This is a genomic window from [Flexibacter] sp. ATCC 35103, from assembly GCF_001975985.1.
Classification (GTDB): domain Bacteria; phylum Bacteroidota; class Bacteroidia; order Flavobacteriales; family Flavobacteriaceae; genus Flavobacterium.
The window spans coordinates 241117-266452 of record NZ_MTQF01000005.1 but is presented as its reverse complement, the minus strand read 5'-3'; the positions used below and the strand labels follow the sequence as shown (position 1 = coordinate 266452).

17 protein-coding genes and 2 tRNA genes are annotated in these 25336 nt (G+C 34.3%); 5 read left to right on the top strand and 14 right to left on the bottom strand.

Features of this window, described 5'->3' with window-relative positions; all coding sequences use genetic code 11:
- Positions 1-196: 196 nt before the first annotated feature.
- From BXU01_RS12285 to BXU01_RS12250, 8 genes are read right to left on the bottom strand one after another with little or no spacing between them, the layout of a single operon-like run.
- Complete coding sequence (locus BXU01_RS12285; protein ID WP_055096842.1) at positions 197-1999, bottom strand: cbb3-type cytochrome c oxidase subunit I; 1803 nt, start codon at positions 1997-1999, stop codon at positions 197-199.
- A 31-nt stretch (positions 2000-2030) separates the two neighbouring features.
- Positions 2031-3215, bottom strand: a complete 1185-nt coding sequence (locus tag BXU01_RS12280) for a cytochrome c oxidase subunit II (RefSeq protein WP_055096843.1) — start codon at positions 3213-3215, stop codon at positions 2031-2033.
- Between the two features lie 19 nt (positions 3216-3234).
- A complete protein-coding gene (locus tag BXU01_RS12275) occupies positions 3235-4629 on the bottom strand; it encodes a quinol:cytochrome C oxidoreductase (RefSeq protein WP_083693476.1) in 1395 nt (464 codons plus the stop codon).
- Between the two features lie 27 nt (positions 4630-4656).
- A complete protein-coding gene (locus BXU01_RS12270) occupies positions 4657-5202 on the bottom strand; it encodes a cytochrome c (protein ID WP_083693475.1) in 546 nt (181 codons plus the stop codon).
- Between the two features lie 8 nt (positions 5203-5210).
- Positions 5211-5735 (bottom strand): DUF3341 domain-containing protein, encoded by a 525-nt coding sequence (locus BXU01_RS12265; RefSeq protein WP_025572651.1) that lies wholly within the window; start codon positions 5733-5735, stop codon positions 5211-5213.
- Positions 5728-7128 carry an NrfD/PsrC family molybdoenzyme membrane anchor subunit gene (nrfD, locus tag BXU01_RS12260; protein ID WP_055096849.1) on the bottom strand — a complete coding sequence of 467 codons (1401 nt, stop codon included), beginning with the start codon at positions 7126-7128 and terminating at the stop codon, positions 5728-5730. The genes BXU01_RS12265 and nrfD overlap by 8 nt, the downstream gene beginning before the upstream one ends.
- Before the next feature lie 34 nt (positions 7129-7162).
- Complete coding sequence (locus BXU01_RS12255; protein ID WP_083693474.1) at positions 7163-10228, bottom strand: TAT-variant-translocated molybdopterin oxidoreductase; 3066 nt, start codon at positions 10226-10228, stop codon at positions 7163-7165.
- Between the two features lie 32 nt (positions 10229-10260).
- Complete coding sequence (locus BXU01_RS12250; protein WP_083693473.1) at positions 10261-11589, bottom strand: cytochrome c3 family protein; 1329 nt, start codon at positions 11587-11589, stop codon at positions 10261-10263.
- Between the two features lie 219 nt (positions 11590-11808).
- On the opposite strand from BXU01_RS12250, the gene BXU01_RS12245 reads away from it, so the two are divergent.
- Entirely contained in the window at positions 11809-12198 is a 390-nt protein-coding gene (locus tag BXU01_RS12245; RefSeq protein ID WP_083693472.1) for an SPOR domain-containing protein, read from the top strand.
- Positions 12199-12609: 411 nt separating this feature from the next.
- Here the strand turns inward: BXU01_RS12245 and BXU01_RS12240 are convergent, their stop codons facing one another.
- From BXU01_RS12240 to rimP, 4 genes are all read right to left on the bottom strand, one after another.
- The gene (locus tag BXU01_RS12240) at positions 12610-13119 is read right to left on the bottom strand and encodes a DUF4920 domain-containing protein (protein ID WP_083693471.1); all 510 of its coding nucleotides are present in this window, start codon (positions 13117-13119) and stop codon (positions 12610-12612) included.
- A 149-nt stretch (positions 13120-13268) separates the two neighbouring features.
- Positions 13269-16157: a translation initiation factor IF-2 gene (gene infB, locus BXU01_RS12235; RefSeq protein ID WP_083693470.1), complete on the bottom strand. Its 2889-nt coding sequence runs from the start codon at positions 16155-16157 to the stop codon at positions 13269-13271.
- Positions 16158-16205: 48 nt separating this feature from the next.
- Positions 16206-17453 carry a transcription termination factor NusA gene (gene nusA, locus BXU01_RS12230; protein WP_041516381.1) on the bottom strand — a complete coding sequence of 416 codons (1248 nt, stop codon included), beginning with the start codon at positions 17451-17453 and terminating at the stop codon, positions 16206-16208.
- Between the two features lie 13 nt (positions 17454-17466).
- The gene (rimP, locus tag BXU01_RS12225) at positions 17467-17931 is read right to left on the bottom strand and encodes a ribosome assembly cofactor RimP (protein ID WP_165689783.1); all 465 of its coding nucleotides are present in this window, start codon (positions 17929-17931) and stop codon (positions 17467-17469) included.
- 174 nt (positions 17932-18105) lie between these two features.
- Between rimP and BXU01_RS12220 the strand changes: the two genes are divergently transcribed.
- The 3 genes from BXU01_RS12220 (at position 18106) to BXU01_RS12210 (ending at position 21414) form a co-directional block, all read left to right on the top strand.
- The gene (locus BXU01_RS12220; RefSeq protein ID WP_083693468.1) at positions 18106-18930 is read left to right on the top strand and encodes a universal stress protein; all 825 of its coding nucleotides are present in this window, start codon (positions 18106-18108) and stop codon (positions 18928-18930) included.
- Positions 18931-19125: 195 nt separating this feature from the next.
- Positions 19126-20541 carry an aldehyde dehydrogenase family protein gene (locus tag BXU01_RS12215; protein WP_083693467.1) on the top strand — a complete coding sequence of 472 codons (1416 nt, stop codon included), beginning with the start codon at positions 19126-19128 and terminating at the stop codon, positions 20539-20541.
- A 66-nt stretch (positions 20542-20607) separates the two neighbouring features.
- Positions 20608-21414: an AraC family transcriptional regulator gene (locus BXU01_RS12210; protein ID WP_083693466.1), complete on the top strand. Its 807-nt coding sequence runs from the start codon at positions 20608-20610 to the stop codon at positions 21412-21414.
- Positions 21415-21510: 96 nt separating this feature from the next.
- On the opposite strand, the gene BXU01_RS12205 is transcribed toward BXU01_RS12210, so the two are convergent.
- Positions 21511-21581: transfer RNA gene (locus tag BXU01_RS12205), tRNA-Gln, on the bottom strand.
- A gap of 97 nt (positions 21582-21678) precedes the next feature.
- A tRNA-Gln gene (locus BXU01_RS12200) sits at positions 21679-21749 on the bottom strand.
- 245 nt (positions 21750-21994) lie between these two features.
- On the opposite strand from BXU01_RS12200, the gene BXU01_RS12195 reads away from it, so the two are divergent.
- On the top strand, positions 21995-25276 hold the full coding sequence (locus BXU01_RS12195) for a DUF2723 domain-containing protein (RefSeq protein ID WP_083693465.1): 3282 nt from the start codon (positions 21995-21997) through the stop codon (positions 25274-25276).
- The last annotated feature ends 60 nt before the right edge of the window (positions 25277-25336 follow it).

The following is a 25336-nucleotide window of genomic DNA, read 5'->3' as shown; positions in this document are numbered from 1 at the left end:
CAAAGATAGACAAAGTAATCAGTTTGTAAAATAGATAAATCTCAAATAAAATACGCAAATCCATAAGATCAAATTCCTATATCTTAAATTAAGAATTTTAAATTATAACATTCTTTAATTTAGAATTTATAGCCAAATCTTAACCTAACCTAAAACAAAAAAGACCATCTTTTCAGATGGTCTTTCTTAAATATTTTTAGTGGTGTAAAACTTCTTCACCTTCTTTCATTGGTACATTTTGCGGTACAAAATCTACATCATGATTTGGGTTACTGTAGTCATATGGCCAACGGTATACATGAGGAATTTCTCCTGGCCAGTTACCGTGAATATGTTCTACTGGAGTTGTCCACTCTAATGTTGTCGATTTCCATGGATTTTGTACTGCTTTCTTACCATAGAAAATACTACTAAAGAAGTTGTACAAGAATACCAATTGGAACGCTCCTCCTACAAGAGCAAATGTTGTAATTAAAACATTCACATTTTGTAAATCATCAAATAATGGGAAGTTTGTATTTGTATAATAACGTCTTGGTAAACCAGCTAATCCGATAAAGTGCATTGGAAAGAAAACTCCGTAAGCACAAACTGCTGTTACCCAAAAGTGGATATAACCTAAGTTTTTGTTTAACATTCTTCCGTACATTTTAGGGAACCAGTGGTAAATACCAGCAAACATTCCGTAAAGTGCAGAGATACCCATTACTAAGTGAAAGTGAGCAATTACGAAGTAAGTATCGTGAACGTTAATATCTAAAGTACTATCTCCTAAAATGATTCCGGTTAAACCTCCAGTGATGAAAGTAGAAACCATTCCGATAGAGAATAACATTGCAGGGTTGAATTGTAGGTTACCTTTCCATAAAGTTGTAATCCAGTTGAAGGCTTTTACAGCAGACGGAATTGCAATCAATAAAGTTGTAAAGGTAAATACAGATCCTAAGAAAGGATTCATACCCGAAATAAACATATGGTGACCCCAAACAATGGTAGATAAAAATGCAATTGCAAGAACTGACATGATCATCGCTCTGTATCCAAAAATTGGTTTACGAGAGTTCGTAGCCATAATTTCAGAAACAAGTCCCATTGCAGGCAAGATTACGATATAAACCTCAGGGTGTCCTAAGAACCAGAATAAGTGTTCGAACAATACTGGAGAACCTCCTTGGTAATGTAAAACCTCTCCTGCAATATAGATATCAGATAAGAAGAATGAAGTACCAAAACTTCTATCAAAAATCAATAATAATGCTGCAGATAACAATACCGGGAACGAAATAACACCAATGATAGCTGTTACGAAAAATGTCCAGATTGTAAGTGGAAGTCTAGTCATAGACATTCCTTTAGTTCTTAAATTGATAACAGTAACAATATAATTTAAAGATCCCATTAAAGAAGATGCAATAAAGATAGCCATTGAAACTAACCATAAAGTCATACCTGTTCCAGAACCTGGAATTGCTTGTGGTAAAGCACTTAATGGAGGATAAATTGTCCAACCTGCAGAAGCTGGTCCAGCTTCAACAAATAGAGAAGACAACATAATTACAGCAGATAAGAAAAACAACCAGTATGAAATCATATTCATAAATCCAGACGCCATATCTCTTGCTCCAATTTGAAGTGGAATAAGTAAGTTACTAAAAGTACCACTTAAACCAGCCGTTAGTACAAAGAATACCATGATGGTACCGTGAATTGTTACTAAAGCCAAATAAATATCATTAGCCATTACACCATCAGGTGCAAATTTATCTCCTAATAAAACATTAAAGATCTTGAAAGACTCTTCTGGCCATGCTAATTGCATTCTAAAAAGCAAGGACATTGCAATACCAATTATACCCATAATAATACCGGTAATTAAGTATTGCTTAGCAATCATTTTATGATCAATACTAAAGATATATTTAGTAATGAACGTGTCTTTATGATGATGTTCGTGCTCGTGATCGTGTCCGTGATCGTGATCGTGCGCTTCTGCTGACATATATGTGTACTTTAAATTTTCTTAATAAATATTATTTCATAGCAACTTTAGCTATAGCTGCTTTAACAGTGTCGATTACCGCTTTAACAGTATCTTTAGCCGTGCTATCTGTAGTTGCTTTTGCTCCTTCAGCTGGTGCTTTAGCAGCAGCTGCCGCTTTAATATCCTGAGCTAAAGTAGTTTTTTCGCTTAACCATTTTTTATAATCTTCCGGAGTATCAACAACCACTTTCATTTGCATGTTGTAGTGAGAAGCTCCACAAATTTTATTACATAATAATAAATAATCAAATGTGTAAGGATCTAAAGCTGTACCTCCTTTAGCAACTAACTCAACGCTTTTTTCAGCTCTAAGTTTGTTGATGTTTGCTACTTTCTCCACCATAAATGGCAACTCTCTGTATTCAGCAGTTGTATAAGTTGGAATAAAAGCAAACTCAGTAACCATTCCTGGAACACAGTTCATTTGCGCTCTAAAGTGAGGCATATAAGCTGAGTGTAATACGTCTTGAGAACGCATTTTGAAATGTATTTTTTTACCTTTTGGAATATGCAATTCTGAAACTACGATATCATCAGCTGAATTTTTATCAGACATATCAACACCTAATGTGTTAACACCTTCGATCAAACGTACGTTAGCTTTTCCTAAAACATTATCATTACCAGCATACCTTGCAGTCCATTTAAACTGTTGTGCATATAATTCGATTTCGATAACATCTTCGTCTTTATCAACAAACATAATATTATTCCAAGCATACAATCCGTAAAGAATTAAACAAGCTAATACTACAGATGGAATAATACTCCAAATTGCTTCTAATTTATTACTATCAGCAAAGAATAATGCTTTTTTATCTTTATGACCTCTATTTTTGAAAGAGAACCAATACAATAAACCTTGTGTAATAAATTGTACTACAAAAATTAAAACCCAAGTAATATTCATTAAGTTATCTACTAAAAGCCCGTGCTCTGAAGCAGGAGTATGAAGTGCTAAATTACCCCATTTAAGTAAACCGTAAATCGTAAATATATATATGAATGCTAAAAAGCCAAACATAACATATCCCTGAATATTATTATCATTATCTGATGCAACTTGAGAATCGTCCGAAGAAGATCCCACTTGAGTAAGATCAAATATCTTGGTCAATTGCCATAATGCAACTGCTAATAAAACTAAAACTATAATTACCAACAAACTTGTCATCTGTTTACTTCTTTAAATATTAATAATGAAAATGTTTACTTTCTTCAATGAAAGGATTTCTTTTTGCTAACAAAGGAGCTTTAGTCAATGCAGTAAACACTACAAAAATAAATAAACCTAAGAAGAAAAGTATAGATGCAATTTCAGAAACTCCAATAAACCATTTATCTCCAACTGTACCAGGCATAATCATATTAAAGAAATCTACGTAGTGACCTAGTAAGATAACAACACCAGCCATTACAATAACCCAGCTAAGACGTTTGAAGTCTGTATTGATTAATATTAATAATGGGAACACAAAGTTCATAACCACAGCACCAAAGAATGGTAAATTGTATAATTGAATTCTTGTTACGAAGTAAGTTACCTCTTCAGGAATATTAGCATACCAGATTAACATGAATTGAGAGAACCATAAATAAGTCCAGAAAACACTAATACCAAACATAAATTTAGCTAAATCGTGAATGTGGCTTGTATTTACATACTCTAAATATCCTTTAGATTTTAAGTAAACAGTTACTAATGCAATAGCAGTAATACCACTTACGAAGAAAGATGCGAAAACATACCATCCAAATAAAGTACTGAACCAGTGTGGATCAATTGACATAATCCAATCCCAAGACATAATAGACTCAGATACGATAAAGAATACTAAGAAACCAGCAGTTAATTTGAAATTCTTTTTGTAGTATAGATCATCATTTGCTTCATCCTGAGCTAAACAATTTTTTCTAGATTGGTAACGGTATAAGTTCCATCCTACTAAAAAGATAGCTGCTCTGATAATCCAGAAAGTAAAGTTTAAATATCCATCTTTTCCAGCGATAATTTTATCATAGTTTGGACTAGTAGGATCTGTAACCCCTTCACCTAACCATACGAATATGTGATTAAAGTGTAATCCGCAAAGAATTAAAATAATAAAGAAAATAACTGAACCTACAGGCAAATAAGCCGTGATCCCTTGCATAACTCTAAACAAAACCGGAGACCAACCTGCCTGAGCAACTTGTTGAATAGCATAAAATGCTAAAGTTCCCATAGAAAGTAGCAAGAAGAAAATACAAGCAACATATAAAGCTGACCAAGGCTTATTTTGCAATTGGTGCAATACATGCGTTAAATGTTCTTTGTGCTCATCAGCAGCATTTACTGTTTCATGTTCGCCCCCTTTGTGCGATTCATGCGAAGCTTCAGCAGCTTCGTGGTGTCCAGCTTCTTGATGAGAAGTCTCTGCTGTTGCTTCATGTGCAGCACCATGAGATCCATGTGCATCTGCAGCTAGAATTTTTTCAACTTCTTGAATATCTTTAGGAGCAGTTAAAAAACCATATCCAATTCCTAATATACCAAGGGCCATTAGGATGATAGAAAAAGTTTTTAATTTACTTGAAAATGTATACATATCTATTACGATCAGTTTGTTCAACAATTATAATTGGCTTTTTAGTTTTAGAACATAGTCAGCAACTAACCAACGTTCGTGGGCACTTAATTGATTTGCATGTGAACCCATTGCATTTAAACCATAAGTTTCAACGTGAAAGATACTTCCTTCAGTGATTTCTCTGTCTTTATAGCTAGGTACTCCAAGAAATTTTTCTCTTTCAACCAATTTACCTTTACCGTTTCCAGCTGCACCATGACAACTGATACAGTAAATTTCGAAAAGTTCTTTTCCTTTTCCGGAATTTCTTTCGATTGAATCCAAAGGAGATTTTAAATTAGCTTTAGCCAATTCATAACCTGCTGTTGAATTTTCATATTCATAAGGCTCAAAACCTCTATTGATACTTCCTTCTGCAGGAAGTTGTCCTTCTTTTCCTCCTTTAAATATTTTTGCCTCTGAATATGGCTCATATGCCAAAGACTCATACATATTTGGGAAATACTGATAGTTTGGTGCCGAATTATTGTGGCAAGATGAAACTAAAATAGTTATACCAACTAAAAGTGTTATTTTATATATCCTTTTCATAGCTACAATTAATTCTTTTCAATTACTTTAACTTCAACAGCTCCTGTACCTTCGAAAAAAGAAACTAGTTCTGCTTCGTTATCATTTACAGCAACTTCCATTAAAAAATGGTCATCTGTTGTTCTTACATCAGGATTCTCTGCTTGTTTGAATGGCCATAATCTACTTCTCATATAAAAAGTAATAACCATTAAGTGAGCAGCAAAAAATACTGTCATTTCAAACATGATTGGAACGAATGAAGGCATATTCTGAATGAAGCTAAAACTTGGTTTACCTCCAATATCTTGCGGCCAGTCATGAATCATAATATAACTCATCATTGTTGTTGCAACAGAAATACCAACACATCCGTATAAGAAAGCACAAATTGCTAATCTTGTTGGTGCTAAACCCATAGCTTTATCCAATCCGTGAACTGGGAATGGAGTAAAAACCTCTTCAATATGATGATGAGCAGCTCTGGTTTTCTTTACTGCATCCATCAAAATATCATCGTCATTATAAATGGCGTATATTACTTTATTACTCATGATGTGTGTCTTTATTTGCTCTTTCTCTAATGTAATTATCTCCTGTTCCTTTCAAAATTGTTTTTACCTCTGCCTGAGCAATTACAGGGAATGTTCTTGAGTATAATAAAAACAATACAAAGAAGAAACCAATCGTTCCGATGAAAATTCCAATATCAACAAATGTTGGTGAAAACATTGTCCAAGAAGATGGAAGGTAATCTCTATGTAAAGAAGTAACAATAATTACGAATCTTTCAAACCACATTCCGATGTTTACTACAATCGAAATAATAAATGAAAACATGATACTTGTTCTTAATTTCTTGAACCACATAAATTGTGGAGAGAAAACGTTACAAGTCATCATTGACCAATATGCCCACCAGTAAGGTCCGGTTGCTCTGTTCAAGAATGCATATTGCTCATATTCTACACCCGAATACCAAGCTACGAATAACTCAGTGATATAAGCTACCCCTACGATAGAACCTGTAATCATGATTACAATGTTCATTAACTCGATATGTTGTAGTGTAATATATGCTTCAAGGTTAGAAACTTTTCTCATAACGATCAACAAGGTATTTACCATTGCAAATCCTGAGAATACCGCTCCGGCAACGAAGTACGGAGGGAAAATTGTTGTATGCCATCCTGGAATTACAGAAGTAGCAAAGTCCATAGATACAATCGTGTGTACAGAAAGTACAAGAGGAGTAGCTAAACCAGCTAATACTAAAGATACTTCTTCAAAACGCTGCCAGTCTTTTGCTCTACCACTCCATCCAAAACTTAGGATAGAATATACTCTTTTATTAAAAGGTGTTATTGCTCTGTCACGTAGCATTGCAAAGTCAGGTAATAAACCAGTCCACCAGAAAACTAATGATACTGAAAGATACGTAGAAATTGCAAATACGTCCCAAAGTAGCGGTGAGTTAAAGTTTACCCATAATGATCCAAATTGATTTGGAATAGGTAAAACCCAGTATGCTAACCATGGACGACCCATGTGAATAATTGGGAATAAACCTGCCTGAACTACCGAGAAGATAGTCATAGCTTCTGCAGAACGGTTAATCGCCATTCTCCAACGTTGACGGAAAAGTAATAATACCGCAGAAATTAATGTTCCGGCGTGACCAATACCAACCCACCAAACGAAGTTTGTGATATCCCAGGCCCAACCAACTGTTTTATTTAATCCCCATGTTCCAATACCGGTAGATACGGTGTAAATTATACAACCTAACCCCCAAAGGAAGGCTATTAATGCGATTGAAAATACAATCCACCAATGTTTGTTTGCCGGCCCTTCAACAGGGGCAGCTACATCTACAGTTACATCGTGATAAGATTTATCACCTATAACTAAAGGTTTTCTAATGGGTGCTTCGTAGTGAGACGACATAATCCTTTATATGTTTCTTAATTAATAATTTATTCTAAGTATTTCTAACTTTAACATGGTAAACCACATTAGGTTTTGTTCCAACATGCTCCAATAAGTGGTATGATCTATCATCAGCAGCTAATTTAGCAACTTTACTTTCAGCATCATTAACATCACCAAATATCATTGCTCCTGAAGAACAAGCATTTGAACATGCTGTCTGGAATTCACCATCAGCAACCGGACGACCTTCATTTTTAGCTTTTAGCTTAGTCGCCTGTGTCATTTGAATACACATAGAACATTTTTCCATAACTCCACGAGAACGAACGTTTACATCTGGATTTAATACCATACGTCCTAAATCATCATTCATGTGGTAATCGAATTCACTGTTTTTGTTGTACAAGAACCAGTTGAAACGACGTACTTTATACGGACAGTTGTTTGCACAATAACGAGTACCAACACATCTGTTGTATGCCATATGATTTTGACCTTCACGACCGTGAGAAGTTGCAGCAACCGGACAAACTGTTTCACATGGTGCGTGGTTACAGTGTTGACACATTACTGGCTGGAAAGAAACTTGTGGATTATCTCCTGCTTTTTCCATTTCATTAAATGTAGATAATGAACTAGACAAACCAGCGATATTCTCTTTTCTTTCGTTATCACCTTCAAAGGTACTTTCAGAAGAATAATATCTGTCAATACGCAACCAGTGCATATCACGGCTTCTTCTTACCTCTGCTTTACCTACAACCGGAACGTTGTTTTCAGCGTGACATGCAATAACACATGCTCCACAACCTGTACAAGCGTTTAAGTCAATCGAAAGGTTAAAGTGATGTCCTGTAGAACGATCAAATGATTCCCATAAATCGACAGTTGTAGCTTCAACTTCCTGGTGATCTAAAGATACCATTGGTTTTTCATTCCAATGTTCAGCATCTTTAGAGTTAAAAATTTCAAGAGAAGTTTCTTTAATGATATCTCCTCTTCCCATTAATGTTTTTTGGCCCTGAACACAAGCAAACTCATGAACTCCATTTGCTTTCGCAATAGAAACAGACTGAACACTATTGAAGTTTTTATATAATGAGTAAGCATTTAAACCTACTACCATTTCTTCTTTCAAAGCAGCCTTACGACCATAACCCAATGCTAAACCAACTGTACCAACTGCTTGTCCTGGCTGAACAATTACAGGTACATTTTCTAGTTTTAAACCATCAGCTGTAGTAATTGTAGCATAACTTCCGTTTAAACCTCCATTTGCAACAATCTCATTTGTAAGACCAAGTTTTTTTGCATCAGCATTCGAAACAGTTACATAGTTATCCCAAGAAACTCTTGTGATTGGATCCGGAAACTCCTGCAACCAAGGATTGTTTGCTTGTTGTCCGTCACCCATACCTGTTTTAGTATACAATACTAACTCGAAATCTCCAGCAGATTTTGATTTTGCAACAGCATTTGCAGCAGTAGCATAATCAACAGATCCGGCAGATAATGCAGATGAACCAATAACAAAAACACCATCATGTAAAACTTTGTTCCAAGAAGAACCTACAATAATTGAAGCTGAATTAGCTTTAATATAATCATAGAAATTTCCAGGAGTTCCATTTAAGGATAATAAAACGTCTTGAAATTGTTTTGTATTAAATATAGGACGAATAGTTGGCTGAGTCAAACTATAAGTTCCTTTCGTAATTACAACATCTCCCCAAGCTTCTAAATAATGAGGTACCGGAGCAGCAATTGTAGTTATTGATGCAGTTTCATCTTCTTTTAAAGAAAAAGCAACTGATGTTTTTACTTTTTTCAACCCAGATACAAATGAAGCTGAATCAGCTAATGTATAAACCGGATTAATTCCACTCATGATTAAAGTATGAACACTTCCTGCATTCATATCTTTTATCAATTGAGATACAATTGCGTTAGATCCTTTTCTAATTTGTCTTGTACCCGCAGTATTAAAAGCCTCACTAGCCAACACCTGGTTGATAGCTAAAACTAATAACTGAGCATTTTTATCTTCAAGCCCTGAAACTAAAACTCCTTTAGAACCTGCAAGTTTTAATTGCTGAGCAGCTTTAACCGCTTCGGCTTTAAATTTAGCATCTAAAGAAACAGCTACAGAAGAACCTGTAATAATGTTATAGATTTGAACCAAAGCTTGTTTTTGATCAGCTACTCCCATTGGAATACGCTTATCAGCTGCAGCTCCGGATAATGTCATATTTGATTCGAACTGAAAATGACGAGACATTTTTTTCGCTCCGTTAGATCCTGACGGGATTCTACCTTGCGCATATCCTGCATCATATCCTCCACCTTGCCAATCTCCTAAGAAATCAGCTCCAACAGAAACAATTAAAGAAGCTTTTGAAAAATCATAATCAACAAGAGCTCTTTCTCCGTAAACTGTTTCGAATGCATCTAATGCGTCAGATGAAGAAACTGCATCATAAACAACATGTTTTGCATTAGGATTTTTAGCAATAAACTCCCCTATCAATTTCTCAGTAGACGGGCTCGCTAAAGTATTTGTCAACAATACCACTTGTCCACCTTTTGCTTTTGCTTCAGCAAGACTTGATTTAATTTTCAAATCAACAGCAGACCAGCTACCATTTTTTCCATCCAATTTAGGCTCTTTCAAACGCATGCTATCATATAATGATAAGATAGACGCATGAATTCTAGCATTGGCTGAAAACTTAGATCCGGAAATAGTATTGTTATCAATTTTAATTGGACGACCCTCACGAGTTTTTACTAATAAGTTAGCAAAATCAAAACCATCAAAAACAGTAGTTGCGTAATAATCAGCAACACCAGGAATGATTTGTTCCGGTTGTAACACATATGGTATAGACTTGTGAACAGGACCTTCGCAGGCAGCAAGCGTAACTGCTGCTGTACTAAATCCTACGTACTTTAAAAAGTCACGACGTGAAGTTCCAGATTGAGCTAAAGCATCTGCATTTCCTAAGAATTCTTCTGTAGGAATTTCTTCAACAAATTCGTTATTTCTAAGCGCCTCAACAATAGAACTATTCTCTAGTTCTTCAACACTTTTCCAGTATTTTTTGTTTGATGACATTGTATATAAATATTAAAATCTTAATAATTCGATTAATAGTGGCATTTACCGCATTCTAAACCTCCCATTTGCGCTGCAGTCAATTTTTCTACACCGTATTTTTTAGAAAGTTCAGCATGAATTTTATCATAGTAAGCATTTCCTTCCATCTTAACATCAGTTTTTCTATGGCAATCAATACACCATCCCATTGTTAATTTAGAATATTGCTTCATGATCTCAAATTCCTGCACAGGACCGTGACAAGTTTGACATTCAACTCCAGCAACATTAACGTGTTGTGAGTGGTTGAAGTAAACAAAATCAGGAAGATTATGAATACGAACCCATTTTACAGGCTGCGTTTTTCCGGTATAAGCTTGTTTAGTCTTATCCCAACCAACTGCATCATACAATTTCTGGATTTGAGCATCGTAAAACGCTTTGCTATATTCAGCAGTAGCAGTAGTTTCAGCAACTTCAGAAATGTTTTTATGACAGTTCATACAAACATTCAAAGAAGGAATACCTGCATTTTTACTTACACGAGCAGCAGAGTGACAATATTTACAATTGATTTCATTATCTCCTGCGTGAATCTTATGAGAATAGTGAATTGGCTGAATTGGCTCATAATTCTGATCAACACCTACTTGCATTAAATAAGCATAAACAAAATAACCACTAGCCAAAAGCAAAAATATAGAAGTAACTAACACTAAAAATTGATTTTTAGCAAAAGCTTTCCAGATTGGAGTTCTTGCTTCTTTAGGAGCAACTACAATACCATTATTACTTGCTACTTTAGTCAATACTTTGTTCACCATGAACAACATAACAACTAAAATCGCCATTACAAGAGCAAGAGCCCCTAAAATAATGTTATTAGAAATTCCACTTCCGCCTTCTTGAGGACCTGTTGGCAAAGCACTAACAGCTCCAGCAGGTTTCTCAGGTATTGGCTGAGAAGTATAAGCGATAATATTATCAATATCACCTGTAGACAATTGAGGAAAAGCAGTCATTACAGACTTGTTGTTTTCTTCAAATAATTTAACTGCAGCAGCATCTCCTGATTTAATCATTTCAGAGCTGTTATGCACCCACTTGTAAATCCAGGCCATATCATGTTTACCGGAAACACCTCTTAAGGCAGGACCAGTTGATTTAGCATCTAATTTGTGACATGCAGCGCAATTTGCATTAAAAAGTTCTTTCCCTTTTACTGGATCACCACCTGCAGCAGCAGCCGGAGCAGCAGCTTCAGGCGCCGCCGGAGCAGCAGCATCTTGAGCAAATGAAGTTAGGGAGAAAATTAACGTTAGCGATAAGCTAAATAGTAATTTTCTTGAGATCGAATTATGGTTACCCACCTTTTTCATATAGTATAATAATTATCTACTAATTTTTGGTATGATTTTTTCTATAGGAAATCAACGAAAAACTAATACCTTCTTTTAAAACTTGCACAAAAATACGACTTATGAACTATTCTCAAAACCTTAAAATACTCTTAAATATCAATTTATATCAATTCTAAATAATATCAATATTTTCCATACAAATTTTAAATACTATTTTTGCATAAAAACCATCACATTATGAGAATTTTAACCCCTTCAAAAAGAGTTTTCTTAACATTAACAATGTTTACTTTAGCATATAATATTCATGCTCAAGACCAAAATTTAACACTAAATCAAGACCCTAAATTTGAGCAACTACTCAATGACAAACGTAAAATTAACACGTCAATAAACACAAACGATACTTATAAAATCCAAATCTTTAGCGGAAAAAGCGAAGAAGCAAAGAAAACGTTATCGGATTTTAAAAGGGAATATAGCAATATAGACGGAACAATAATTTTCAACACCCCAAACTACAAAGTAATGGTTGGGAATTTCAAAACAAGAATAGAAGCAGAACGTAACTTAGCTGAGATTAAAAAAAGATACAAAAGCGTCTTTTTAATCAAACCGAGCAAATAAAACAAACCTTATATACATTAAAAAGCGAGATCTTATCTCGCTTTTTTTATACTTAACAACAAAGCAATAACTTCAATCTTATTTAATCATACAAACAAAAAAAACAGTTAGTTAAGAATCCCTATCTAAAGCCAACCAAAGGAACAGTTTAACTCAAACACAGGATGCAAAAACACTATCAAAAAGACAAAATAAAGCTCATAATTTAACAACGCAAATTCATTACAATAAACCAACAATCAAATACTTTAATGCATCACAGAACCACCAAAAGCCTTATTACAAATAATCTTTTAACCTGTTTAAAAAATCAAAATACAGATCATTATTGAAAGGCAATTAACTTATCCAGCAAAAAAAAAGCCTCAAATGAATTGAGGCTTTTATATCAAATCAACTGCAAAATTTAAACTAATTCGCAACTTTTATTCCACTAGCTAAAAACTTTATTTCCTCTTTTGGAGAAACAATAGCATCTATAACAGCTTGTGCTTTTTTAGCGTCTTTAGCATAATGTTTTAGTTCATCTACAGATGTGACTTCTTTTTCGGCGTCTCCTTCTAAAACAACACTTTTCCCTTTTAAAGCAATGGGTACAAAAAAGGCATACTCTTTCATTTTAACAAAAACAGAAGAGCCATTATCCGCTTTAAGAGTTATCCAGCATCCTCGTTTTTTACAAACATCAGTTACAACTCCCTTTACCGAAACATTCTTTACTACTTTATCTTTATCCAACACATCATTCAACTCCATAATTGAAATCGCCTTATTCTCAGAAGCACTTGAAACATCAGCTCCATAATAATCACCCACCACAGCATTTCCCACTGGAGGTGATTTTTTTTCTACATCTTCCTGTCCAAAAGACTGAGCTGAAATACCGAAAAACAAAATAACAAAATATATTAACAGTTTCATATTTAAATAATTTTACCAAAAATAAAATTAATTTTTAAAACATCTTTATTAATTGTAAATCAATTCACACAACTGTTATCTTACCCCAAAAAACAATCATAAAAAAAGTCCCAATTTTCATTGGGACTTTAAAATATAATTATTGAATCTTATTTCAATTTCTTTTTAATTGCAACTTCATGGTATGCTTCAATAACATCTCTTTCTTCAATGTCATTATAACCTTTAATTTGAATACCACAATCATAACCTTTAGAAACTTCTTTTACATCATCTTTGAAACGTTTCAATGCTACAAGTTCACCTGTATGCACAACTACTCCTTCTCTGATAACTCTAATTTTAGAAGATCTCATAATTTTACCATCCATCACCATACAACCAGCGATTGAACCCACTTTAGAAATTTTGAAAATCTCACGGATTTCAGCAGTTCCTAAAATTTCCTCTTTCATTTCAGGAGCTAACATTCCTTCCATCGCATCTTTCAAGTCATCGATAGCAGCGTAGATAATAGAATAGTAACGAATATCGATTTCTTCTTTATCTGCAAGTTGTCTCGCATTTCCGGCAGGACGAACGTTAAATCCAATAATGATTGCATCAGAAGCAGAAGCCAACATAACGTCAGTTTCAGTAATTGCTCCAACACCTTTATGGATAATATTAATTTGAATTTCTTCAGTTGACAATTTAGAGAACGAATCTGATAATGCTTCAACAGATCCATCAACGTCTCCTTTAAGAATCACGTTTAATTCTTTAAACTGACCAAGAGCAATACGACGACCAATTTCATCAAGCGTAATATGTCTTTGTGTACGTACAGATTGTTCACGCATTAATTGAGAACGTTTAGATGCAATTTGTTTTGCTTCTTTTTCATCTTCAAATACATTGAACTTATCACCTGCAGTAGCCGCACCATCTAAACCTAAAACTGATACCGGAGTAGAAGGACCAGCTTCTTTAACGATATGTCCACGTTCGTCATGCATAGCTTTAATTTTACCATGATGCTTACCTGCCAACATATAATCTCCTACTTTTAAAGTTCCGTGTTGAACTAAAATTGTCGAAACATATCCTTTTCCTTTATCTAAGAACGCCTCAACAACTGTTCCTTGAGCCGCTTTGTTTGGATTCGATTTTAAATCTAAGATTTCAGCTTCTAATAAAACTTTCTCTAATAATTCTTTCACACCAGTTCCAACTTTTGCAGAAATATCATGTGACTGAATTTTTCCACCCCAATCTTCAACAAGTAAGTTCATACTAGCCAAACGCTCTTTGATTTTCTCAACATTAGCATTTGGTTTATCGATTTTATTGATTGCAAATATAATTGGTACTCCCGCCGCTTGTGCGTGAGAGATTGCCTCTTTTGTTTGTGGCATGATATCATCATCCGCCGCAACAACAATAATAGCGATATCGGTAACCTGAGCTCCACGTGCACGCATCGCGGTAAACGCCTCGTGACCCGGTGTATCTAAGAATGCAATTTTCTGACCATTATCTAAAGTTACTCCGTAAGCTCCAATGTGTTGTGTAATACCTCCAGACTCACCAGCGATAACATTTTCTTTACGAATATAATCCAGCAAAGATGTTTTACCGTGATCGACGTGACCCATTACAGTAACAATTGGTGCTCTGACAACTAAATCTTCTTCTTTATCTTCAACTACTTCAATAGCTTCTTCGATATCAACTGTAATAAACTCAACTTCGTAACCAAATTCATCTGCTACAATAGTTAATGTTTCAGCATCTAAACGTTGGTTCATGGTTACCATGATACCTAAAGACATACAAGTTCCAATTACTTTAGTAATCGGCACATCCATCATGATAGCAATTTCACCTACAGTAACAAACTCAGTAACTTTAATAGTTTTACTTCCTTCATCAAGTGCCCTTTGCTCCTCATCAGATTTCTGACGGTGCGTATCTCTTTTATCTCTTCTGTATTTAGCAGCTTTTGATTTTCCACCTTTCCCTTGAAGTTTTTCAAGAGTTTCTCTAATTTGGTTTTTTACTTCCTCTTCAGTAGGCTCAACTTTTGCTACAATTGCAGGACGGTTTCCTTTTACAAAACCAGGTCTTGCACTTCTGTTAGCATTAAAACCTCCACCACCAGTATTTGGTGTAATTTTATTAGGATTTGGAGTTCCCGGTGCATTACCTGTAGCAGGTTTTGGTGCACCTGGTGCGCCAGGCTTAGGAGCAATTCTTTTACGCTTATTTTTATTAGCGTTATTTCCGGCTCCTGGAGCTCCTGGTTTATTAGGAGTAATTTTTGGATCTTCCTTCTTTTTCTTAGGCTTATTAAATTGAGATAAATCAATTGTTTGCCCGGTAAGAGTAGTTCCGGATAATTTTTGATATTGTGTAGTAATAGTTTCCTCAGCTGTTGTAGGATCAGTTGAAACAACTGGTTCCTGAGCAACTTTAGGAGTTTCTACTTTTACTTCTTTTACTTCTTTTTTCTCAGTAATAATAGGTTTTTCTACCTTTTTCTCTTCAGAAACTACAGGAACCACTGGTGGCTCAGGCTGTACAATTTCTTTTTGAACAGGTTTTTCTGGTTGAGCTGGAGCAACAACTACTTTCGGTTCTTCAACTTTAGCAGGCTCCTCAACAGGAGTAGGAACAACTGCAGGTTTCTTAGGATTTAAATCAATTTTACCAACCTGAACAGGTCCGGTTACAACAGCTCTCGCTTTTATAACCTCTTGTTGTTTTTGGCGTTCCTCGTCTTGTCTGCGTTTGTCTTCAATTTCTTTTTCACGCTCTACACGTAAAGCTTCTTTTTCTTTTCTTTTCTCTTCCCCCACTTCCTTAGAAGCTTCTTTATTCCCCTTATCGCCCGCAAATTGGCTTTGTAGGATATTAAATTCGCTATCAGAAATTTTCGCATTTGGATTTGCATCAATAGCAATTCCCTTATCTTTTAGATAATCAACAGCTCTTTCTAACGAAATATTTAATTCCCTTAAAACCTTGTTTATTCTTATTACTCTCTCTTCAGACATATAACCTTTTTATTATTACCTTTTTCGTTGTGTTGTTAGAGCAGATAACTAGCTATCAAACTCTTCTTTTAGTATTTTCATAACATCAAGAATAGTTTCCTCTTCTAAATCTGTTCTTCTTACTAAATCTTCTACTTCTTGCTTTAAGATACTTCTAGCTGTATCCAAACCAATTTTTGCAAATTCTTCAATAACCCAGCCTTCAATTTCATCTGAAAACTCAGTTAATTCAACGTCATCATCTTCGCCACTGGCAACATCACCTTCTCTGATAACATCTAGCTCGTAACCCGTTAGCTGACCCGCTAATTTTATATTATGACCACCTCTACCAATTGCTTTAGAAACTTCTTCTAATTTCAAGAATACTTCAGCTCTTTTGTTTTCTTCATCAATTTTGATTGAAGAAACTTTTGCAGGGCTTAATGCTCTTGTAATAAACAACTGAATATTACTTGTATAGTTGATTACGTCGATATTTTCGTTTCCTAATTCACGAACAATTCCGTGAATACGAGACCCTTTCATACCAACACAAGCTCCAACAGGATCAATTCTATCATCATAAGAATCTACAGCTACTTTTGCTTTTTCACCAGGAATACGAACTACATTTTTCACTGTAATCAAACCGTCAAAAACTTCCGGGATTTCTTGTTCAAATAATTTTTCTAAAAACTTCTCAGAAGTTCTTGACATAATAATTTGAGGTTTATTTCCTTTTAATTCAACGCTTTCAATGATTCCGCGAACGTTATCTCCTTTACGGAAAAAGTCAGATGGAATTTGTTTTTCTTTTGGAAGAACAATTTCATTTCCTTCATCATCGACCAAAATTACAACTCTTGGGCGAACATGGTGCACTTCGGCAGTATAAATATCACCAATAATATCTTTAAATTGTTTATAAAGATTTGTATTATCGTGTTCGTGAATTTTAGATATTAAGTTTTGACGCAATGCCAAAATAGCTCTTCTTCCTAAATCAATCAATTTAACTTCTTCAGAAACTTCTTCACCAATTTCAAAATCCGCTTCGATCATTCTAGCTTCTGTTAACGTAATTTCTTCGTTCTCAAAATCAAGATCTTCATCAGCAACAATTACTCTTCTTCTCCATATTTCCATATCTCCTTTATCAGGATTAATAATAATATCGAAGTTATCATCAGAACCGTATTTTTTCTTTAATGCATTTCTAAACACGTCCTCTAAAATTGCCATAAGCGTTACACGATCAATAAGTTTATTATCTTTAAACTCTGAGAATGAATCGATTAATGCTAAATTTTCCATGCGAATTCTTTAATTAAAATGTTACTGTAACAATTGCCTCTTTAATTTCTGTATAAGGTATTTGTTGCTCTTTTTGAACTGTTTCTTTTCCTTTTCCTACTTTTTTCGGTTCTCTTGCTTCCCAAGACAAAATTATAAAAACATCGTTAGCTTCCACTAATTCTGCTTCAATTTTTTCAGTATTTGTAGTAACAATCAATGTTCTACCAATATTTTTCTTGTATTGCCTTGTCATTTTCAATGGTGATCCTACTCCAACCGATGCAACTTCAAGCGAAAAATCCTGTTCTTCACGATCCAGATTATTTTCGATTGCACGACTTACATCAATACAATCCTGAAGCGCTACTCCATTATCCCCATCTAAACCTACACTAATTTTGAAAGAGTCTGAAATAGCCAGATCAATCAAAAAGATTGATGGCTTTTCTAAAAGAGCCTCCGTAATTAATCCGTTTACTTTTTCTTTAAATGTCATAATTTTATAAAAAGAGGGGACACTTAGTCCCCTCATTATTTAGATTTTAATAAATAACGGTGCAAATATAGTGTTTTTTTTATAAATCAAAATAAATAGATTGCTCTAAAAATATTTCTTATCTTTATAAGAGCATTAAAACAAAAGAATTTCACATTATTTAACCCAAAAATTATGAAACTAATTCTAGTACCTACTGATTTCTCTGAACACGCAGAAGACGCTCTTAAAGTCGCCGCTCAAATTGCTAAAAAAAATAGCTCCGAAATCATCGTTTTACACATGCTTGAACTACCAAGCCAAATGAACGATGCAGTACTGGGAGGGGCAAGCATTCCTGAAACAATGCTTTTTATGAAAAAAGCAAATGAAATGCTGGACGAAGTTTCATCACGACCGTATTTAGACGGAATTCCAGTGACTGAAATTGTAAAAATGGACAAGCCAATCCACGGTATTTCGCAAGTAAGCAAAGATTACAATGTTGACTTAATCGTAATGGGATCTCACGGCTCTTCAGGAATCGAAGAACTATTAATTGGTTCTAATACTGAAAAAGTAGTTCGTAACTCTGAAATTCCAGTTTTAGTGATTAAAAAAGACGCTACAAATTTTAACACATCAAATATCGTTTTCGCATCTGACTTTTCAGACGAATCAAAAAAACCTTTTCAAAAACTTTTAAATTTTACTAAACTCTTCGAATCAAAAATACATTTAGTAACAATATGCACACCAAACAGCTTCAAACCAACGCATGTAGTAGAAAAAGCCATGAATGAATTTGCAGCCGAATTTAATCTTACTAACTACAAAACACACATTTACAACGACACTAATATAGAAAAAGGAATTATCAACTTTTCAAACAGCATAAATGCAGATATTATTGGAATGTGCACACATGGAAGAACTGGTTTCGCTCACTTTTTTAACGGAAGCATTAGTGAAGGACTCGTAAATCACGCTGTAAAACCAGTAATAACTTTTAAAATATAAATACAATTCTATTTAAATCAATATCTAAGAAAAGCCTTTCAACTGAAAGGCTTTTCTTTTACATAAAATCCAATATACTTTCATTAACAATACTATAAAATGAACTTTTCAACAAAGCTCATTTGAGCTTTACAACAAAGCCAACAGTGTTGCTAATACAGATCTTTGTCAAATAAAATTCATAAAAAATATAACATGAAAACAATAGACAAAATTTACATTAACGGAGAATTCACAACTCCACAAGGAAAACAATATTTTGACCTTATCAGCCCAACAACAAATGAAAAATTAGGACAGGTGCTTTTAGGAAATGAGCAAGACACCAAAAACGCGATAGCCGCAGCTAAAGAAGCCTTTAAAAGCTTTTCTAAAACCACAATAACAGAAAGAATTCAGTATTTAAAAAACATTCAGGCTTCTATCGAAAAAAGAAGAGAAGATTTTATCGATGTTATGGTTGAAGAATACGGCGGAACACTACAATTTTCGACTACAAGTTTTGATTATATGTTAAAAAGTTTTGACTCGGCAATTAACTTATTAAATTTTTACAGTTTCACCAAAACCATGGGAGAATCTGAGGTTCAGATGACTCCAATTGGCGTAGTTGGAATCATTATCCCATGGAATTCCAGCAATGGTTTTATTGCAAGCAAATTATCAACCGCAATTGCCGCAGGATGCACCGCAGTGATTAAACCAAGCGAAATGAGCGCGCAACAAACACAATTAATAACAGAATGCCTTCACGAAGCAGGATTACCAAAAGGAGTTTTTAATATCGTTAACGGATTAGGCGAAATAGTTGGAGCAGAAATTAGCCGTAATCCCGATATTGCAAAAATTTCTTTTACCGGATCCACAAATGTTGGAAAAATTATTGCCAAAGAAGCAGTAGAAACCATGAAGCGAGTTACACTTGAACTTGGTGGAAAATCACCCAATATCATTCTTGACGATGCAGATTTTTCAAAAGCCATTCCGCTTGCTATAATTGCAGCTTACATGAACAACGGACAAGCATGTATTGCCGGAACAAGACTATTAGTTCCGGAAAACCGACTTGAAGAAGTAAAAAAACTAATCACAGAAATTATCCCAAATACTATTGTCGGTAATCCAAAAAACAAAACAACAGCAGTTGGCCCATTGGTAAGCGTAAAACAATACGAACGTGTTCAAAATTATATCCAGATCGGGATTGATGAAGGCGCAGAAATTCTAACCGGAGGCTTAGGCAAACCAGAAGGACTAGAAAAAGGGAACTTTGCAAAACCAACTGTTTTTATAAACGTAAATAATCAAATGCGAATCGCAAGAGAAGAAATTTTCGGTCCAGTTTTATCTGTTATAACATACAAAACAGAAGAAGAAGCAATTGAAATTGCCAATGATACTACATACGGATTACAAGCATACATAAGTTCATCAAACGAAAAAAGAGCCCACAAAGTTGCCTCCCAAATAAATGCCGGACGTGTACAAATAAACGGAATTGGACATGATCCCATGGCACCGTTTGGAGGATTTAAACAATCCGGAATAGGCAGGGAATTCGGAACAATTGGTCTAGAAGCTTATCTTGAACCAAAAGCATTAATTCGATAACACGAAAAAAGATCCGAAAATTCTTCTTCAGCGAAAATTTCCGGATCTTTTAGTAATTTTACATTTATGACAGCAAAATCAACTATAAAACCAAAAATACTCTACTCTTGCTATTATAGCCGAAGTCGTGAAGGAGAAAACTTCATACCGGAACATGTATTTAGTTATCAGATTTCAGGAGAAATGATCGCTTCTGACAGCAAGAATACTTATATTTCGAAAGAAGGAGATTTTCGCTTTAGCAAAAGAAATCATTTAGCCAAATTTGTTAAGATTCCGCCTGAAGGAGGAGAATTCAAAACTATATCCCTTTTCTTAAATCAGGAAATCTTACAGGAAATAAGCAAAGAATATGATTTTAAAGTCACTAAAAAGCCAGATTCTAAATCAATGATTTCACTGGCACCAAATCCGCTTTATAAATCATTTATAGATTCATTAATATCGTATCTCGAAGTAGAACAAGAAAACAATGAAGCCTTATTCAATTTAAAAATAAAAGAAGCCGTACATCTTTTACTTAAAGTAAATCCGGAATTAAAAGATATTTTATTTGACTTTAACGAACCAGGTAAAATTGACCTTGAAGCCTTCATGAACAAAAATTTTCATTTTAATGTGCACCTAACCCGTTTTGCCTATCTGACCGGAAGAAGCTTAGCCACTTTTAAAAGAGACTTTCAAAAAGTTTTTCAGGAAACACCCGGAAAATGGCTGCTTAACAAAAGATTGCAAGAAGCTTATTATTTAATTAAACAGGGAAAATCCCCATCTGAAGTTTATATTGGAGTTGGTTTTGAAGATTTATCTCATTTTTCATTTTCATTTAAAAAGAAGTTCGGAGTTGTCCCATCTTCTTTATTTACAAAATAAGCTATTCAAGATCAGACAGATACACTTTGCACAATCACAAAACAGTAATAAAATTTATTCCATAAAAAAAGCCTCTCAATTGAGAGGCTTTTTATGTTGGTCTACAAGGACTCGAACCTTGAAAGACTGCACCAAAAACAGTTGTGTTACCATTACACCATAGACCAGTAAGAATGCTTACGAGAATGCAAATTTAAAGCTTTTTTTAGTTTTCACAACTTTATTTTTGAATAAAAAAGCCTCTCGATTGAGAGGCTTTTTATGTTGGTCTACAAGGACTCGAACCTTGAAAGACTGCACCAAAAACAGTTGTGTTACCATTACACCATAGACCAGCGTTGCTGTTAAGCGAGTGCAAATTTAAAGCTTTTTTTAGTTTGCGCAAACTTTTTGACAAAAAAAAATCATTTTTTTTCATTTTTCCGTCTCTCTAAACCGTAATGATCTTACAAGTATTTCACAAACAACGCATTACTACAAACAAATACTTTTGCAGAATTTTATGTTAATGCTCTTCTCTTTCAACAAAAAAACATTTTCTTTGTAGGATAGAAAACATACATAATTATAACACCTAAATATGGCACAATTCAATTTCAATAAATGGAATACAATTATTGGTTGGTTTGCATTTGCAATCGCATTAATTACCTATACACTAACCGTTGAACCTACCATGAGTTTTTGGGATTGTGGCGAATATATTGCCACAGCTGCTAAACTAGAAGTTGGTCACCCTCCCGGAGCTCCTTTATTCCAGATGATGGGTGCATTTTTTGCCATGTTTGCTATCGATGCGCAACATGTAGCCGTGATGGTTAATATGATGTCTGTTTTTTCAAGCGCATTTACTATTTTATTTTTATTCTGGTCTTCGTCTATGATTTTGAAAAAAATTATAGAGCGATTTGCAGAAATCAATCAAAATAATTCAATTGTTATACTAGGAAGTTCTTTTGTTGGGGCTCTTGCCTACACTTTCTCTGATAGTTTTTGGTTTAATGCCGTTGAAGCCGAAGTTTATGCAATGGCTTCTTTATTAATCGCATTGCTTTTCTGGCTTGGTCTTCGTTGGGAGCAAGACATGGATAAACCAAAAGGAAACAAATGGTTATTGGTTATTTCATTAGTTGTAGGACTTTCATTTGGAGTTCACTTCATGGCTTTACTAACTATTCCTTCAATAGGATTCCTTTATTATTTTAAGCATTACGAAAAAGTTACAATCAAAAACTTTCTTATTGCCAATGTAGTCGTAATTGGTATTTTACTATTTATATTCAAACTGCTATTACCATTAACAATGGAAGCATTTGCAGATACTGAAGTTTTTATGGTTAACAGCATTGGATTGCCTTTTAACTCAGGAACTATATTTGTTGCCTTAATATTAATTGCATTCTTTTATTTTGGATTAAAATACACCAAACAAAAAGGTCTGGTTTTCTATAACACCATAATACTTTGCATCTTATTTATTTTCATCGGATTCTCTACCTGGATGATGTTACCTGTTCGTGCTAACGCAAACACTGTAATCAATGAGAATAAACCATCAGATGCTGCAGAAGTTTTAGCTTATTACAATCGTGAACAATATGGTGTAAACCCTTTGTTTTACGGTCCGCAATACACAGAAGTTTTCTCTGGTCTGGATGCAAAAACGCCTTATTTAGATAAAAAACCTAATTACGAGAGAGATTATAAAACCGGTAAATATATTATTACCAATAATTTCAAAAACGCAGAACAAAACACTGACGACAATCAAAAAACGATTTTACCAAGAATGTGGAGTACTGAAACAGGACACATTCAGAACTATATTAGTTTTACAAATCCTCCTAAATTTAAAATAAATCCTAATTATGATTATGAGCAGGATTTAGGCAAATACGGAATCGATGCCAGCCAGTTAAGCGAAGAAGAATATAATAAAGCTACTGCGCAATTGCGTAATGAAGTTGAAAAAACAGTTTCTGAATTCAGAAAAGCATATGCTCAAAAGCAAATTGACAACGAAGGCTACACAAAATTCTTGAAAAGTTACGGTGATTATTTAATTATCGAAAAGCCATCGGCTGTAGATAATTTCAGTTTTATGTTCGAGTATCAATTTGGATATATGTATTGGAGATATTTAATGTGGAATTTTGTTGGACGCCAAAGTGATGTTCAGGGTAAATATGATAATCTTGACGGAAACTGGATCAGCGGTATCAAAGCTCTTGATTCTTTACACCTTGGATCCCAAGATAACTTGCCTTCAGACGTTTTAAACAATAAAGGAAGAAACGTTTATTTCTTCTTACCTTTTATTTTAGGACTTATCGGATTAATGTATCATGCCAATAAAGACCTTAAAAGCTTCTATGTACTTTTAGCTTTATTTTTATTTACCGGAATTGCCTTAAAAATATACTTAAACGAGAGACCTTTTGAGCCTCGTGAAAGAGATTATGCTCTTGTAGGATCTTTTTATGTATTTGCAATCTGGATAGGATTTGGAGTTTATTCGCTCTACGAAAGTATTCAGAAATATATTGCACCTAAAATTGCAGGACCACTTATTATTGGGGCAAGTTTATTAGCAGCTCCTATTTTAATGGCGTCTCAAAACTGGGATGATCACGATAGATCAGGAAAATATACTGCCGTTGCAATGGCAAAAGCGTATTTGAATTCTTGTGATAAAGATGCTATTTTATTCACTATTGGAGACAATGACACATTCCCGTTATGGTATGCTCAGGAAATCGAAGGCATCAGAACCGATGTTAAGATTGTAAATACGAGTTTATTTATGACAGATTGGTACATTGATCAAATGAAAGCAAAAGCATATGAATCTGATCCTTTACCAATATCGTTTACACACGATGAGTATGTTGGGGACAAACTTGATTATGTGGCGCACATACCAAAAATCGAAACCCGATGGAATATTAATGATTTTATTAGCTTCATTAAAAATCCAAAATCAACTGTAGGTTTACAAAACGGACAGACAATTCATTTTTATCCAACAAATAAAATCAGAGTTCCTGTTGATAAAAATACAATTATCAAAAACAAAGTTGTTAATCCTAAATACAACGATTCTATCGTTCCTTACATGGATATTGATATCAAAGGAAGCGCTATATATAAAAATCGTTTAATGATGCTGGATATCCTTGCTAACAACAATTGGAAAAGACCAATTTACTTTAGCGGAGGTGCTTTTGATGATGAGGATTATTTATGGTTAAAGGATTATTTGCAATTAGACGGAATGGTCTACAAATTAGTTCCTGTCAAAAACACACCGTCAAAAGACGGAGGCCCAATGGATATGGGACAGATTGATGCTGATAAAATGTATGATATAGTAATGAAATGGGATTGGGGCAATAGCGAAAGTGATAAAATTTATCATGATCCGGAAACCAGAAGAAACAGCATAACTTATCGCACGAATTTATCTCGTTTGATGAACCAGCTTATTGCAGAAGGTAAAATTGATAAAGCTAAAAACATCATCAATTTAGCAATAACAAAAATGCCTTTGGATAAATTTGGCTACTATTCATTAGTAGAGCCATTTGCTGGAGGATATTATAAAGTTGGAGAAACTGCAAAAGCACATGATTTGCTAAATAAGCTAGTTCAGAAATACAAAGAAGAACTAAACTATTACGCAACATTAACACCTGGTGATCAAACTGATCTGGCAATTGATATCATTACTGACATTGAGCGTTACAGAAGTTTATTACAAGTTATGAAAGAGAATAAAGATCTTGCTTTCTACGAAAAACATAAAACGACATTTAATACTTATGTAAATGTTTTTGAACGTTTTGGAAGAGAAAAAGAATAATATACGAAAAACATAGCAATTAAAAAAATGCAGCGCAATTTGATAAATAGCGCTGCATTT

Bases quoted from the DNA above. Each gene is read 5' to 3' on its own strand.
- rimP (WP_165689783.1), bottom strand. From the start codon at position 17,931: ATGACATTTAAAGAAAAAGTAAACGGATTAATTACGGAGGCTCTTTTA.
- BXU01_RS12265 (WP_025572651.1), bottom strand. From the start codon at position 5,735: ATGAGTAATAAAGTAATATACGCCATTTATAATGACGATGATATTTTG.
- BXU01_RS12280 (WP_055096843.1), bottom strand. From the start codon at position 3,215: ATGACAAGTTTGTTGGTAATTATAGTTTTAGTTTTATTAGCAGTTGCA.
- nrfD (WP_055096849.1), bottom strand. From the start codon at position 7,128: ATGTCGTCTCACTACGAAGCACCCATTAGAAAACCTTTAGTTATAGGT.
- nusA (WP_041516381.1), bottom strand. From the start codon at position 17,453: ATGGAAAATTTAGCATTAATCGATTCATTCTCAGAGTTTAAAGATAAT.
- BXU01_RS12195 (WP_083693465.1), top strand. From the start codon at position 21,995: ATGGCACAATTCAATTTCAATAAATGGAATACAATTATTGGTTGGTTT.
- BXU01_RS12255 (WP_083693474.1), bottom strand. From the start codon at position 10,228: ATGTCATCAAACAAAAAATACTGGAAAAGTGTTGAAGAACTAGAGAAT.
- BXU01_RS12220 (WP_083693468.1), top strand. From the start codon at position 18,106: ATGAAACTAATTCTAGTACCTACTGATTTCTCTGAACACGCAGAAGAC.
- BXU01_RS12285 (WP_055096842.1), bottom strand. From the start codon at position 1,999: ATGTCAGCAGAAGCGCACGATCACGATCACGGACACGATCACGAGCAC.
- BXU01_RS12245 (WP_083693472.1), top strand. From the start codon at position 11,809: ATGAGAATTTTAACCCCTTCAAAAAGAGTTTTCTTAACATTAACAATG.
- BXU01_RS12240 (WP_083693471.1), bottom strand. From the start codon at position 13,119: ATGAAACTGTTAATATATTTTGTTATTTTGTTTTTCGGTATTTCAGCT.
- BXU01_RS12270 (WP_083693475.1), bottom strand. From the start codon at position 5,202: ATGAAAAGGATATATAAAATAACACTTTTAGTTGGTATAACTATTTTA.
- BXU01_RS12215 (WP_083693467.1), top strand. From the start codon at position 19,126: ATGAAAACAATAGACAAAATTTACATTAACGGAGAATTCACAACTCCA.
- BXU01_RS12250 (WP_083693473.1), bottom strand. From the start codon at position 11,589: ATGAAAAAGGTGGGTAACCATAATTCGATCTCAAGAAAATTACTATTT.
- BXU01_RS12210 (WP_083693466.1), top strand. From the start codon at position 20,608: ATGACAGCAAAATCAACTATAAAACCAAAAATACTCTACTCTTGCTAT.
- infB (WP_083693470.1), bottom strand. From the start codon at position 16,157: ATGTCTGAAGAGAGAGTAATAAGAATAAACAAGGTTTTAAGGGAATTA.
- BXU01_RS12275 (WP_083693476.1), bottom strand. From the start codon at position 4,629: ATGTATACATTTTCAAGTAAATTAAAAACTTTTTCTATCATCCTAATG.